The sequence below is a fragment of the uncultured Cetobacterium sp. genome, assembly GCF_947038635.1.
GTDB lineage: Bacteria > Fusobacteriota > Fusobacteriia > Fusobacteriales > Fusobacteriaceae > Cetobacterium_A.
The window spans coordinates 24,137-37,938 of the sequence record NZ_CAMQXC010000010.1 but is presented as its reverse complement, the minus strand read 5'-3'; the positions used below and the strand labels follow the sequence as shown (position 1 = coordinate 37,938).

Here is a 13,802-nt window from a genome sequence, read left to right as displayed (position 1 = left end):
TTTTCAGTATTTTTTTGCCTAAATTTTTTCTATAATTTCCTTATATAATAAAAAAAAGCCTTAGAAAATCTTCTAAGGCTTTAAAATATCATTACTTTACAGTTACGATGTTAGATGCTTGAGGTCCTCTTTCACCTTGAACTACGTCAAAAGTTACTTCTTCTCCTTCTACTAACTTCTTGAATCCATCTTTCTTGATTTGAGAGAAGTGTGCGAATACATCTTTCCCGTCCTCACCAGTGATAAATCCAAATCCTTTTTCTTCGTTAAACCATTTAACAGTACCTTTCATTTGATACCTCCATAAAATTATTTTTTATAACTCTACAAATCTTAATCTTTAAATCAGAGGTTAAACAAACTCAAGTTACCTATAGGTTTCTCTTCTAAAAATTTTAAAACTCATATTATTAATCTAGAATTATTATACATGTTTTTTATTAAAAAGTAAAGCTTTTTTATTAATTTTTTTTATTTCTTATTTAGCTCTTCAACTGTTACAAACTCAAAACCTTTAGCTTTTAATTGAGGAATAGCTACTTTTAGAGCCTGAGCAGTCTTTCCATAGTCATGCAACAATACTATCCCATTATCCTTTGCATTTTCTACTAAAAACTTAGCTATATAATCTGCATCAGATGGTTTTTCCCAATCTTTAGGACAGATGTTCCACATAACTGACTCCATACCTAAACTCTTTTTTAACTCCTCTTTTTGAGTTTTTCCTAAAGCACCATATGGAGGTCTAAAGTATACAACTTTTTTATTTGTTACACTTATAATAATTTTATTTGTACTTTCAAGTTCTTTTTTTACATCATTCATTGGTAATTTTTTTAAATTTGGATGATTATATGAGTGGTTTGCAATTTGATGTCCACCATCATATATTTTTTCTAAAATTTTTGGATATCTTTTTCCATTTGTTCCTAAAATAAAAAATGTTGCCTTTGCATTGTTTTCATTTAAAACTTCTAAAATTTCCTCTGTTATTTTAGCTTTTGGACCATCATCAAAAGTTAGAGCTATTCTCTTTGTTTCCTGAGCAAAAATAGACATAGTCATCATACATGCCACTAATAAATACTTTAATATTTTCATCTTTTCCCCTCTCCTTATTTTTTCAGTTAAAATATAACACAATATCATACCTTTGGTATAGATATTTTCTTTTTATTTTATACTAAATAAATTTAATACAAAATATTCCTTCACTTTCTTTTTTTAATTTGGAAATTTTTTTTTATTTTTATAAAGGAAAGATGTATCTTTTTTCAAAATAATATATTATAATAATTAAAATTTTTGGAAAAAAGGGGGGATTTCTATGAATTATACTCTTTATAAAACTTTCGGTTCTCATCTGAAAAAAAATGATGGTGTTGATGGAGTTTTATTTACTCTTTGGGCACCTAACGCTATGAAAGTTTCAGTCGTTGGAGATTTCAATGATTGGAATGGTAAAAAAAATTATATGAATAAAGATATTCATACTGGAGTTTGGACTCTTTTTATTCCTAATTTAAAAGAGGGAACAATTTATAAATATATGATTGCTGATAAAAATCAAAAAATATTTATGAAAAGCGATCCCTTTGCCTTTTATTCTGAAGTTCGACCTAATACTGCTTCTATTGTTTATAACCCTTTTAAATCTTTTCCATGGGAAGATGAAAAATGGCTAGAAAAAAGAGCTTCAGAAAATCTTTACAGTAAACCTATCAGTATTTATGAACTACATTTAGGTTCTTGGAAAAGAAATTATAACCGTGGAGATGGCCCTGAAGATGGAAGAGAGTTTCTCAACTACCGAGAAATTGCTAAAAAGCTTGTTCCATATATTTTAGAAACAGGTTTTACTCATATTGAAATCCTTCCTCTCACGGAACATCCTTTAGATACATCTTGGGGATATCAAGGAGTTGGATATTTCTCTATCACAAGTCGTTATGGCTCCCCTGAAGATTTTAAATATCTTGTTAATGAATGCCATAAAGCTGGAATTGGAGTCATTTTAGACTGGGTCCCTGGACATTTTTGTAAAGATGCCCATGGTCTATATAGATTTGACGGAACACCTCTTTTTGAATACGAAAACGAAATTTTAGGGGAAAACCCAACTTGGGGAACTGCTAACTTTGATTTTACTAAACCCTTTGTCAGAAACTTTTTATTATCAAGTGCAACATTTTTATTTGAACATTTTCATATTGATGGAATTCGTGCTGATGCAGTCTCAAACCTTTTATACCTTGAGTATGGACGTGAAAAAATAGGTCTTAAAAACTCACTTGGTGGAGATGCTAAGTTAGAAGCTATCGATTTTCTAAGAACACTCAACGAAACAATTTTTAAACTTTACAAAAACCCACTTATGATTGCTGAAGAAGCAACATCTTGGCCTTTAGTAACAGCTCCTACATATAAAGGAGGCCTTGGATTTAACTACAAATGGAATATGGGATGGATGAATGATATGTTGAAATATATGTCTTATACCCCATGTGAACGAGAGAAAAATCATAATCTTTTAACATTCTCTATTATGTATGCTTTTAGCGAAAACTTTATACTAGCCTTATCTCACGATGAAGTGGTACATGGAAAAAAATCACTTCTTGATAAAATGAGCGGAGATTATATTCAAAAATTTGATTCTCTTAGAATGTTTTATGGATTCATGTTTGGGCATCCTGGAAAAAAACTTCTTTTTATGGGAGGGGAATTTGGTCAATTTATCGAATGGAGATATTATGAAGAGTTAGAATGGAAACTTTTAAAATATCCACAACATGATTCTTTAAAAACTTATGTTAGCAAACTTAATGAATTTTATAAATCAGAACCAGCTCTTTGGGGAAAAGATTCAACTTCTGATGGATTCCAGTGGGTTAATCATAAAAATCACACTCAAAAACTTATAACATTTATAAGAAAAGGAGATAATTTAGAGGATTTTATTTTAGTTGTTTGTAACTTTACTAAAAATGAGTATATAAATCACTCTATTGGTGTTCCAAGGATGTTTGAGTATATGGAAGTTTTTAATAGTGATAAAGATATTTTTGGCGGTAGTAACCAAGTTAATAGTGAAATTATCAAACCTATGAATAGAGAGCTAGATGATCAACCTTTCTCTATTTCAATAAATATAGCTCCACTTTGTACACTGTTTTTAAAGCCAATATTAAAAAAAGGGGGAATTTAACTATGAAAAAGAAAATGATAGCTATGATTTTAGCTGGCGGTCAAGGAAGTAGACTTAAAAAACTCACAAAAGATGTTGCAAAACCTGCTGTTCCTTTTGGAGGTAAGTACAGAATTATAGACTTCCCATTAAGCAACTGTGTTAACTCTGGAATTGACACTGTTGGAGTTTTAGTTCAATACAAGCCATTTCTGTTAAATAAACATATTGGAGTTGGAAGTCCATGGGATTTAGATGTTGAAGGAGCTGGAGTTAGTATTTTACCTCCATACTCTACAGAAAGTGAAAATCGTTGGTATAAGGGGACTGCCGATGCTATATTTCAAAATGAAAACTATATTGATATGTATAATCCTGAATATGTTCTTATTCTTTCTGGAGACCATATCTATAAAATGGATTACGATAAAATGTTAGATTTTCATATTGAAACAGGAGCTGCAGCAACTGTAGCTGTTATTGATGTTCCTCTTGAGGAAGCTTCTCGTTTTGGAATTATGAATACAAATACAAATGGAGAGATCTATGAGTTTGAAGAAAAACCTAAAGAACCTAAGAGTACTTTAGCAAGTATGGGGATATACATTTTCAATTGGTCTGCTCTAAAAAAAGCACTAAAAGAGGATCAACAAGATAAGTACTCAGACAAAGATTTTGGAAAAAATATTATTCCAAAGTTTTTAAGAGAGAATCAAAAATTAATGGCTTATCCTTTTGCTGGTTACTGGAAAGATGTAGGAACTATAGAGAGCCTTTGGGCTGCTAATATGGATTTATTAGATAGTTCTAATCCTATTGATCTCTTTGACAAAAATTGGAGAATATACTCTCAAGCTACAAATAAACCTGGTCACCTTCTTGAAGAAACTGCAGTTATTAAAAACTCTATTATTTCAGAGGGATGTATTATTAAAGGTGAAGTTATTAACTCTATTATCTCTTCTGAGGTTTTTGTTGAAGAGGGAGCTAAAGTACATAACAGTGTCATTTTAGCTGGAGCAGTTTTAAAAGAAGGTAGTTTTGTTAATAGAATAATTTTAGGTGAAAATGTTGTTGTTGAAAAAAATGAGCATTTTGGAAGAAAAGATGAAATTCTATTTATCAGTGGGGGGGATGAATAATGTTAGCAAAATATACTGGAGTTATCACATCTTTTGAAAGTAGAGATCTTTTAAAAACTTTAACGGCCCATAGAGGAATAGCTACAGTTCCTATTGCAGGAAAATATAGAGCTATTGATTTCCCTTTATCATATATGAAAAATTCTGGAATTAGAAATATTCATGTTCTTACTAGTAAAAATTGTCGTTCTCTTAGAAATCACTTAGATGTAGCTAAATCTTGGGGATTAAATAGAAAAAATGGAGGTCTTACAATTCACAGTGGTGATGTTGAAAGTGACACTGAACTTTTAGTTGAAAACTTTGACGATCTTCTAAAATCTAAAGATGAGATGATTGTTATTGCTCCAACTTACATGGTTGCAAATATAGACTTAGATAAGGCTATTGAATTTCATGAGCTTTCAGAAGCTGATGTTACAGTTATATATAAAAATATTCCTGAACCATCAGAAAATTTTCTTGGTTGTGATATTTTAGAATTTAATGAAAAAAATCATCTAACAAGAGCTTGTGCTAATTTTTTACCAAAGAAAAATCAAAATATATCTTTAGAAATATTTTTGATAAAAAGATCTCTTTTAATGGCCTTAGTTATGTCTAGACCCCATAATCAAATCTCTTTAAAAGATATTATCTATAGAAGTAAAAACAATCTAAAAATCATGGGATTTGAGCATAAAGAGTATCTTTCTTGTTTAAATTCACTAGCGAACTACTTTAGAACTAATATGGATTTAATAAACTCTAAAACTTTAAAAGAGATTTTCTTTAATGAAAATAGACCTATTTTTAGCAAGGTTAAAGATTCAATTCCTACTCACTATTTAAGTGAAGAGGTTGTAAAAAACTCTATTATTTCTAATGAGTGTTTTATTGAAGGAACTGTTATTAATAGTGTACTTTCAAGATATGTCAATGTAGAAAAAGGTGCTCGAGTAGAAAATTGTATTATTCTTCAAAATTGTACTATAAAAGCTGGTACACATTTAAAGAATATTATTGTTGATAAAAATGTTGTTTTAGAAGAAACAGAGTTAGAAGGAAACCCTTCATATCCTCTTGTTATTCAGAAAAAATATAAATTTTAACTTTTACAAGGAGGAAAGAAGATGAAAAATATCAATCTGCTTTTTGCCACTTCAGAAGCTGATCCATTTTTAAAAGTTGGAGGTCTTGGGGATGTATCTCACGCTCTTCCAAAGGCATTAAAAAAAGTTGGTGTTAATGCTAAAGTTATACTTCCAAAAAACGGAAATATTCCTAAAAAATTTGTAGAAAAAATGAATTTTTTAGGTTCTTTTACTGTACCTGTTGGATGGAGAAATCAATATGCTGGATTATTTCATTTAGAGTATGATGGTGTGGATTTCTATTTCATAGATAATGAATACTATTTTAAAAGACATATACCTTACGGTCATTATGATGATGGAGAGATTTTTTCTTTCTTTTGTAGAGGAGTTTTAGAAGCTGTTAAGCATATACCTGATTTTTCTCCTGATATCATTCACTGTAATGATTGGCACACAGGTATGATTCCTGTACTTTTAAAAGCTTTTTACAAAGAGGATCCACTTTTGAAAAATACAAAAACTGTTTTCACAATACATAATCTAAAATATCAAGGTGTATTTTCTAAAGATATTTTGGGAGAACTTTTATGTCTTGATTCCTCATATTATTCAGAAGATAAACTTAAATTTTATGATGGTGTATCTTTTATGAAAGGTGGTCTTATATACTCTGATTTAGTTACAACTGTTAGTGAAACTTATGCTAAAGAGATTACATATCCTTTCTATGGGGAAAAATTAAATGGATTAATTATTGAACTTGGAGATAAAGTTCATGGAATTGTAAATGGAATCGATTACACTTTATACGATCCTAGAAAAGATGATGAACTTTACGCTAATTTTGGATTAACTAACTTAAAGAAAAAAGCTATAAATAAAGTGGAATTACAAAAAAGACTGGGACTTCCTGTAGACGAAAATATTTTAATGGTAGGATTAGTTTCTCGTTTAGTTAGTCAAAAGGGCCTTGATCTTATAAAATGGGTTATGGATGATATCTTGAATATTAACCTTCAATTTGTTGTTTTAGGAACTGGAGATGTGCAGTACCAAGATCTGTTTAACTATTATTCATATATTAATCCTGGGAAACTCTCAGCTAACATAACATTTAGTGATGAATTAGCTAGAAAAATATATGGAGCATGTGATCTGTTTTTAATGCCATCTCTATTCGAACCATGTGGTATAGGTCAACTTATTGCTATGAGATACGGTACTATTCCTTTAGTTAGAGAGACTGGAGGTTTAAAAGATACTGTTTCTAACTTTAATCCTGATACCTTGGGAGGAACTGGTTTTGTTTTCCAAAACTATAATGCTCATGATATGCTTTTCAAACTTGAATATGCTGCTAAAGTTTTCTATGAAGATAAAAAAGCTTGGACCGCTCTTATGAGGTCTTGTATGAAATATAACTCTGATTGGAAAGAGTCAGCTAAAAAATATAAATCGTTATACGGAGGTCTTTTATGAATCTAACTAAAAATCAATTTAAAGAAGATTATGTTAAAAGACTTACTCTAACTTTTGCACAAACTACTACAGAAGCTTCCCTAGAGCATAAATATTTAGCTCTTGGAAAACTTATAAGAGATTATATATCTGAATCTTGGGCAGAAACTAACAACTACTACACTAAGAAAAAATGTAAACAGATATATTATTTCTCTATGGAATTTCTACTTGGAAGACTATTGAATTCATATCTTTTAAATCTTAATATTCGAGATGTTGTTAAAGATGGGCTTAGAGATTTAGGAATTGATTTAGATACTCTTTTAGAATTAGAACCTGATCCTGCTCTTGGAAATGGTGGTCTTGGAAGACTTGCAGCATGTTTTATGGATTCACTTGCATCCCTTGGTTTTCCTGGTCATGGATGTGGTATAAGATTTAAACATGGCCTTTTTAATCAAAAAATTGTAAACGGTTATCAAAAAGAACTTTTAAATAACTGGTTAAAAGAGGATTTTCTATGGGAGATTAAAAAACCTGAAAAAACTGTAACTATTAGATTTGGTGGAGTTGTAAATTTAGTTAATACTCCAAATGGAATTGAGCCCGTATACTCTGGTTGTGAAGAGATTGACGCTGTTCCTTATGATATCCCTATCTTAGGTTCTAATATGGAAACTGTTAATACCCTTAGACTTTTTAGTGCTGAACTCCCTGAAGAAGAGATTGATTTAAATGGTCTTCAAAAAGGTGATTATCAAAAATTTATTGATAAAAAGTTTGCTGTTGAAGCTATTTCACAGATTTTATATCCTGATGATTCTAGTATGCGAGGAAAGCTTTTACGTCTAAAGCAGGAGTATTTTTTTGTTAGTGCTGGACTTCAAACTATTTTAAAAAGATATAAAAAGCTCAAAGAATCTATCCATAAATTCTCTGATTTTGTAGGAGTTCATATTAATGATACTCACCCTGCTATAGCTGTTGGTGAACTTATGAGGTTACTTTTAGATGAAGAGGGACTAGACTGGGATAGCGCTTGGGATATAACAGTTAAAACTTTAGCTTATACTAATCATACTATATTAGCTGAAGCTATGGAAAAATGGCCTTATGATATGTTTAAAAAAACTGTTCCTAGAGTTCTTATGATTATCGAAGAGATTGACAGAAGATTTTGTGAAGAGGTTAGCAAAAAATATGAAGAGGACTACAGTAAAATTGATTCTATGAGAATAATCTATAATGGAGAAGTACGTATGGCTAATCTAGCTATAATAGGTTCTCACTCAATTAATGGTGTTGCTAAAATCCATACTGAAATTTTAAAAAATAGAGAACTTCATGATTTTTATCTTCTTTATCCTGAAAGATTTAACAATAAAACTAATGGTATTACCCATAGACGATGGTTAAAAAATGCAAATCCTGAACTTTATAAATTAGTTATCGAAAAAAGTGGGCCTGAATGCTTAAATGACACAAATAAATTTATTAACTTTTTAAAATATATAAATGATGATAATGTTTTACAGACACTAGATAAAATCAAATTTAAAAACAAAGAGAAAGTTGTTGCCTTTGTTAAAAATAAATACAATATAGATATAAATCCATTTTCAATTTTTGATGTACAGATTAAAAGGCTTCATGGATATAAAAGGCAGCTGCTTAATGTATTTAATATAATTTATCTATACAATCAGCTAAAACAAAATCCAGAGCTTGATATAGTTCCACGAACATTCTTTTTTGGTGCGAAAGCTGCACCATCTTACTATTTAGCTAAAAACATTATAAAGCTTATAAATTCTGTAGCTAATGTTGTAAACAATGATTCTGATATTAGAAATAAAATTAAAGTTGTATTTCTTGAAAACTATGGTGTTTCTATAGCTGAACTTATAATTCCAGCAGGTGATGTAAGTGAGCAGATCTCAACAGCTTCTAAAGAGGCTTCAGGAACTGGAAATATGAAATTTATGATGAACGGTGCTGTAACTCTTGCTACTCTTGATGGAGCAAACGTTGAAATCTATGATGAAGTTGGAGATAATAATATTGTTATATTTGGACTTACTTCACAAGAGGTTATGGATTTAGAAAAAAATAGAACATATAACTTTAGAGATATACTAAACTCTAATCCTGATTTACAAAAGATTATTAATCAACTTAGTGATGGAACTTTTTCTGAAAATAAAGAGGAGTTTAAGGATATATTAAATCATATATATGGAGAAGGGGATCCTTATTTTGTTCTAAAGGATTTTTCTGCATATGTTGAAGCTCAAAACAAAATTAATACTCTTTATGAAAATAGAAGAGGGTGGTTACAAATGTGCTTAGTTAATATCGCCCACTCTGGTAAATTCTCTTCTGACAACAGTATTAGAAAATATGCTGAAGATATATGGCATATTAAGGAGGTGAAAAGAGGTGAATAGTCTTTCTTACTCGTTACCTAAAGACTCTATTTTATTTGATTCTCAAGATGAACAATTTAAAACACCTTTTGGAGCTACTCCTTGTGGAGAAAATATAAAATTTAATATATTAACTCAAAAAAATATTAACTGTTTAGGTATTAACTTAATAATTAAAAATGGAAAAATATTGGAGTTTAAAATGCTTCCTGAAGCTGAAAAAAAAATTGGAGACCATGACTATATTGTCTGGTCTCTTAATTTTACAACTCCATCTTTAGCTAAAACTATTTTTTATCACTTTAAAATATCTATTGGAAATGAAAATACTATTTTTTACTATGGAAATAACTCTCTAGCTCTTGGTGGTATTGGAGATATCTATGAAAATTTTCCAATTGACTATCAAATTACCTTATACTACAAAAACAATCCTACTCCTAACTGGTTTAAAGAGAGTATCGCCTATCAAATCTTTCCAGATAGGTTTAAAAATGGAAATAAGGATGGTAAAGTTAACGACCCAAAAGTTAATAGTTTTCTATATGGAAGATGGTCTGATATTCCTATGTATATAAAAAATAGTAAAAATGAGATAGCTCGTTGGGATTTTTTTGGTGGTAATTTAAAAGGAATTACTGAAAAAATAAACTATCTTAAAGGCTTAAATGTGGGAACTCTATATTTAAATCCAATTTTTGAAGCAACTAGTAATCACCGTTATGACACTAACAACTATCATAATATTGATCCTGTCTTAGGTACATATTGGGATTTTAAAGAGATGGTTAAAGAGTGTAAAAGAAGAGGAATATATACAATTTTAGATGGAGTTTTTAATCATACAGGAAAAGATAGTATATATTTTAAAGAGGCATCTACATCTGCATCCTCTCCATTTTATCCATGGTATAGATTTCAAAACTATCCCTATGACTACGATTGTTGGTGGGGAATTAAAGATTTACCTTGTGTTAATGAACTAGAACCTAGCTTTTTTAAATATATTGTTGAAGGGGAAAATAGCGTTATTAATCACTGGATGAAAACTGGTATTAAAGGTTGGAGACTTGATGTGGCTGACGAGCTTCCAAGTTTCTTTATTGAAAGCCTAAAGTATAAATGTAAAAATATCGACCCTGAATCAGTTATTATTGGAGAAGTTTGGGAAGATGCTAGTAATAAAGTTAGCTATGGTCAAAGAAGAGAGTATTTCAATGGTAAACAACTAGATTCAGCTATGAACTATCCTCTTAGAACATATCTTTTAAACTTCTATAATAGTTCTATCGATAGTGATACTCTTTGCAAATATATGAACTCTCTAAGAGAAAACTATCCTAAAGAAAATTATTTTGCATCTTTCAATCTTTTAGGAAGTCATGATGTAAAAAGAATAAAAACCTCTGTTAAAGATATTGTAAAAGATTATAATATTGAACCTCAATATTTAGAGCCTGCTACAACTAGAATTCTAAAATCTTTGAGTTTAATTCAATTTACCCTTCCTGGAGTTCCTGTTATCTATTATGGAGATGAAGTAGGAGTAGAGGGTGGTAAAGATCCAGATAATCGAAGAACATATCCTTGGGGAAATGAGGATCAAGATCTTTTAAATTGGTATAAAAAAATTTCTTTTCTAAGATCTAGTTCAAAAGTGTTAAAAAAAGGTGAAATTAAATTTTTTTCACCACATCCTGATGTATTTGCTTACATTAGATTCTTTCCCAACGAGAGAGACTTTATAGGGGTTCTTACAAATAGAAATCCTAATAAATCAAAAATTTTTAAAATTAATTTGAAGGAATTCCTTGGACAATTTAGTAATAATATAGCGACTGACATATATCGTTGGAATGACCCCCTAATCGTTCCAATAGATTCATCTACTAATTTCCCAATAAAAATCCCCCCACTAAAGACCCTTTTATTTAGTAGTAAAAGTGTCTAAGAAAAGCTGAGCACTCCCCCCTGCTCAGCTTTTTTCCTAAGGGTACTTGTGAGTGTTTTCTCATAAGCACTTTTAGGAAAAATATTTTTATAAAAAAATATTTGACAATTTTATTTTCATAGTTTATAATCAATCAAACTTTAGTAGTTTAAGAATTTTTTAAAGGAGGTCAGGTCATGTTATTTAGAAATGATAGGAATAGGGTACAAAATAATAAAAACTCTATATTCTATTATATTCTTAGTAATTTTTGATGCTGACCATCCATTTTTATTCTCATAACTATGGATTACTTTCGCAAAATTATTTACCCTTTTAATTTTGGAAGGTCTAAGAGTATAAGTCTATACTCTTAGACCTTCTTTTTTTATACCAAATACTAATATAAAGGAGATTTTTATGGGAGATTACTTAAGTACACTAAAAACAATTTTTATTGATGGTTACAGATATCAATATGTTCTTCAAGGTTTAGCTTTTTCAGTTGGTGTCACAGCTTTTTCAGCTATCTTTGGTGTTATTTTTGGTATTTTTATCGCACTTTTAAGACTTTCACCTAGATTCAAATGGATTGCTATTTGTTATATTGATCTTATTAGAGGAACTCCAGCAGTTGTTCAACTTCTAGTTCTGGCTAACATTATTTTTGCTGGATTCCGTGACATGCCTATATTTTTAGTTGCTGGAATTGCCTTTGGAATAAACTCTAGTGCTTATGTTGCAGAGATTATTAGAGCTGGTATTGAGGGACTAGATAAAGGACAGATGGAGGCTTCTAGAGCTCTTGGAATGAGTTATCCTATGGCTATGAAAGAGGTTATAATTCCACAAGCTATTCGTAAAATACTTCCAGCATTAGTTAGTGAGTTTATAACTCTTTTAAAAGAAACATCTATAGTTGGGTTTATTGGTGGTGTAGATCTTTTAAGATCAGCTAATATCATTACATCTCAAACTTATAGAGGAGTTGAACCACTACTTTTAGTTGGTTTAATATATCTAATTTTAGTTGGAATTTTTACAAAAATTATGAGAGGTGTTGAAAAGGGGTTGAGTAATAAATGATAAAAGTTGATAATCTATTTAAAAATTATGGAGAACTTGAAGTTTTAAAAGGGGTTTCTACTCATATAATGAAAGGAGAGGTCGTTGCTGTAATTGGCCCTTCTGGAAGCGGAAAGTCCACATTTTTAAGATGTATAAATCGTCTAGAAGAACCTACTCTTGGACATATCTATATCAGTGGAGAAGATATTATGAGCCCTAAAACAGATATAAATCATATGAGAGCTAAAGTTGGAATGGTCTTTCAACACTTCAATCTTTTTCCACATAAAACAGTTCTTGAAAATCTTACTTTAGCTCCTATGAAAGTTAAAGGTATGAAAAAAGAGGATGTTGAAGAAAAAGCTCTTATTTTATTAAAAAAAGTTGGTTTAAAAGATAAAGCTTTAGCGTATCCAGACCAACTTTCTGGTGGTCAAAAACAAAGAATAGCTATAGCTAGAGCTCTTTGTATGGATCCTGAAGTTATACTCTTTGATGAACCTACATCTGCTCTTGATCCTGAGATGATACGTGAGGTTTTAGATGTTATGAGAGATCTTGCTAAAGAGGGAATGACTATGGTTGTAGTTACACACGAAATGGGATTTGCTAGAAAAGTAGCAGATAGAGTTTTATTCATGGATCAAGGGTCTATTTTAGAGGATACAACACCTGAGGAGCTATTTGATGGTTCTAATCATTCTAGAGCAAAAGATTTCATTGAAAAGGTTTTAAATCATTAATATAAAAGATTTTAATAACACTAAGGAGGATATTATGAAAAAGATTATTAAAAGTTTGGTTTTATTTTTAATGTTAATTATGAGCACTCTAACTTTTGCAAAAGGAAAGCTTTATGTTGGTACTAATGCTGAATTTCCACCTTTTGAATATCTTGATAAAGGTGAGGTAGTTGGATTTGATATAGACTTAGTTAAAGCTATTGGGGAAAAATTAGGTATGGACGTGGTTATTAAAGATATGGCTTTTGATGGACTGATTCCAGCTCTTGAAACTAATAAAATAGATATTATTATTGCTGGAATGACAGCTAGTGACGAAAGAAAAATGGCTGTTAATTTTTCAAACCCATACTATACAGCTAACCAAGTTATTATTTTAAATGATAATAATAACGACATTAAAACATTTGATGATTTAAAAGGAAAACTTGTTGGAGTTATGTTAGGATTTACAGGAGATGTTGTAGTTAGTGAGATGAAAGATGTTAAATCAAAAAAATATAACGCTTCTTACGCTGCTGTTATGGAGTTACAAAATAATAAAATCGATGCTGTTGTTTTAGATTCTGAAACTGCTTTAAACTATGTTAAAAATAATAAAGGATTAAAATTAGCTGAAACATCTGGAGAACCTGAAGAATATGCCATTGCTATCTCTAAAAAAAATAGTGAGCTTTTAAATAAAATCAATACAGCTTTAGATGAGTTGAAAAAAGATGGAACTTATGAAGCCCTTTTGAAAAAATATATGTAAATATATGTAAAAATC

General features: G+C 30.1%; 11 protein-coding genes. 9 read left to right on the top strand and 2 right to left on the bottom strand.

Annotation, left to right across the window (positions count from 1 at the left end; translation table 11 throughout):
• Nucleotides 1-91: 91 nt before the first annotated feature.
• Together Q0V08_RS02280 and Q0V08_RS02275 are read right to left on the bottom strand one after the other, a co-directional pair.
• Nucleotides 92-292 (bottom strand): cold-shock protein, encoded by a 201-nt coding sequence (locus tag Q0V08_RS02280; protein WP_023052090.1) that lies wholly within the window; start codon nt 290-292, stop codon nt 92-94.
• Between the two features lie 179 nt (nt 293-471).
• On the bottom strand, nt 472-1,101 hold the full coding sequence (locus Q0V08_RS02275; RefSeq protein ID WP_297431718.1) for a polysaccharide deacetylase family protein: 630 nt from the start codon (nt 1,099-1,101) through the stop codon (nt 472-474).
• 226 nt (nt 1,102-1,327) lie between these two features.
• On the opposite strand from Q0V08_RS02275, the gene glgB reads away from it, so the two are divergent.
• From glgB to Q0V08_RS02230, 9 genes are all read left to right on the top strand, one after another.
• Nucleotides 1,328-3,208, top strand: a complete 1,881-nt coding sequence (glgB, locus tag Q0V08_RS02270) for a 1,4-alpha-glucan branching protein GlgB (RefSeq protein ID WP_297431716.1) — start codon at nt 1,328-1,330, stop codon at nt 3,206-3,208.
• 2 nt (nt 3,209-3,210) lie between these two features.
• A complete protein-coding gene (locus Q0V08_RS02265) occupies nt 3,211-4,329 on the top strand; it encodes a glucose-1-phosphate adenylyltransferase (protein ID WP_257163068.1) in 1,119 nt (372 codons plus the stop codon).
• Nucleotides 4,329-5,420: a glucose-1-phosphate adenylyltransferase subunit GlgD gene (glgD, locus tag Q0V08_RS02260; RefSeq protein WP_185890793.1), complete on the top strand. Its 1,092-nt coding sequence runs from the start codon at nt 4,329-4,331 to the stop codon at nt 5,418-5,420. Before Q0V08_RS02265 ends, glgD begins: the two co-directional genes overlap by 1 nt.
• Nucleotides 5,421-5,441: 21 nt before the next feature.
• The gene (gene glgA / locus Q0V08_RS02255) at nt 5,442-6,884 is read left to right on the top strand and encodes a glycogen synthase GlgA (protein ID WP_297431713.1); all 1,443 of its coding nucleotides are present in this window, start codon (nt 5,442-5,444) and stop codon (nt 6,882-6,884) included.
• Nucleotides 6,881-9,313 carry a glycogen/starch/alpha-glucan phosphorylase gene (locus tag Q0V08_RS02250; protein WP_297431711.1) on the top strand — a complete coding sequence of 811 codons (2,433 nt, stop codon included), beginning with the start codon at nt 6,881-6,883 and terminating at the stop codon, nt 9,311-9,313. The genes glgA and Q0V08_RS02250 overlap by 4 nt, the downstream gene beginning before the upstream one ends.
• Nucleotides 9,306-11,243: a glycoside hydrolase family 13 protein gene (locus tag Q0V08_RS02245; protein ID WP_297431709.1), complete on the top strand. Its 1,938-nt coding sequence runs from the start codon at nt 9,306-9,308 to the stop codon at nt 11,241-11,243. Before Q0V08_RS02250 ends, Q0V08_RS02245 begins: the two co-directional genes overlap by 8 nt.
• A 399-nt stretch (nt 11,244-11,642) precedes the next feature.
• Nucleotides 11,643-12,308 (top strand): amino acid ABC transporter permease, encoded by a 666-nt coding sequence (locus Q0V08_RS02240; RefSeq protein ID WP_297431707.1) that lies wholly within the window; start codon nt 11,643-11,645, stop codon nt 12,306-12,308.
• Nucleotides 12,305-13,033 carry an amino acid ABC transporter ATP-binding protein gene (locus Q0V08_RS02235; protein WP_297431705.1) on the top strand — a complete coding sequence of 243 codons (729 nt, stop codon included), beginning with the start codon at nt 12,305-12,307 and terminating at the stop codon, nt 13,031-13,033. The genes Q0V08_RS02240 and Q0V08_RS02235 overlap by 4 nt, the downstream gene beginning before the upstream one ends.
• A gap of 34 nt (nt 13,034-13,067) precedes the next feature.
• Complete coding sequence (locus Q0V08_RS02230; RefSeq protein ID WP_297431703.1) at nt 13,068-13,787, top strand: basic amino acid ABC transporter substrate-binding protein; 720 nt, start codon at nt 13,068-13,070, stop codon at nt 13,785-13,787.
• Nucleotides 13,788-13,802 lie beyond the last annotated feature (15 nt).

What these genes read in the sequence shown, in the direction of transcription:
- Q0V08_RS02280 (WP_023052090.1), bottom strand. Translation starts at nt 292, where the DNA reads ATGAAAGGTACTGTTAAATGGTTTAACGAAGAAAAAGGATTTGGATTT.
- Q0V08_RS02275 (WP_297431718.1), bottom strand. Translation starts at nt 1,101, where the DNA reads ATGAAAATATTAAAGTATTTATTAGTGGCATGTATGATGACTATGTCT.
- glgB (WP_297431716.1), top strand. Translation starts at nt 1,328, where the DNA reads ATGAATTATACTCTTTATAAAACTTTCGGTTCTCATCTGAAAAAAAAT.
- Q0V08_RS02265 (WP_257163068.1), top strand. Translation starts at nt 3,211, where the DNA reads ATGAAAAAGAAAATGATAGCTATGATTTTAGCTGGCGGTCAAGGAAGT.
- glgD (WP_185890793.1), top strand. Translation starts at nt 4,329, where the DNA reads ATGTTAGCAAAATATACTGGAGTTATCACATCTTTTGAAAGTAGAGAT.
- glgA (WP_297431713.1), top strand. Translation starts at nt 5,442, where the DNA reads ATGAAAAATATCAATCTGCTTTTTGCCACTTCAGAAGCTGATCCATTT.
- Q0V08_RS02250 (WP_297431711.1), top strand. Translation starts at nt 6,881, where the DNA reads ATGAATCTAACTAAAAATCAATTTAAAGAAGATTATGTTAAAAGACTT.
- Q0V08_RS02240 (WP_297431707.1), top strand. Translation starts at nt 11,643, where the DNA reads ATGGGAGATTACTTAAGTACACTAAAAACAATTTTTATTGATGGTTAC.
- Q0V08_RS02235 (WP_297431705.1), top strand. Translation starts at nt 12,305, where the DNA reads ATGATAAAAGTTGATAATCTATTTAAAAATTATGGAGAACTTGAAGTT.
- Q0V08_RS02230 (WP_297431703.1), top strand. Translation starts at nt 13,068, where the DNA reads ATGAAAAAGATTATTAAAAGTTTGGTTTTATTTTTAATGTTAATTATG.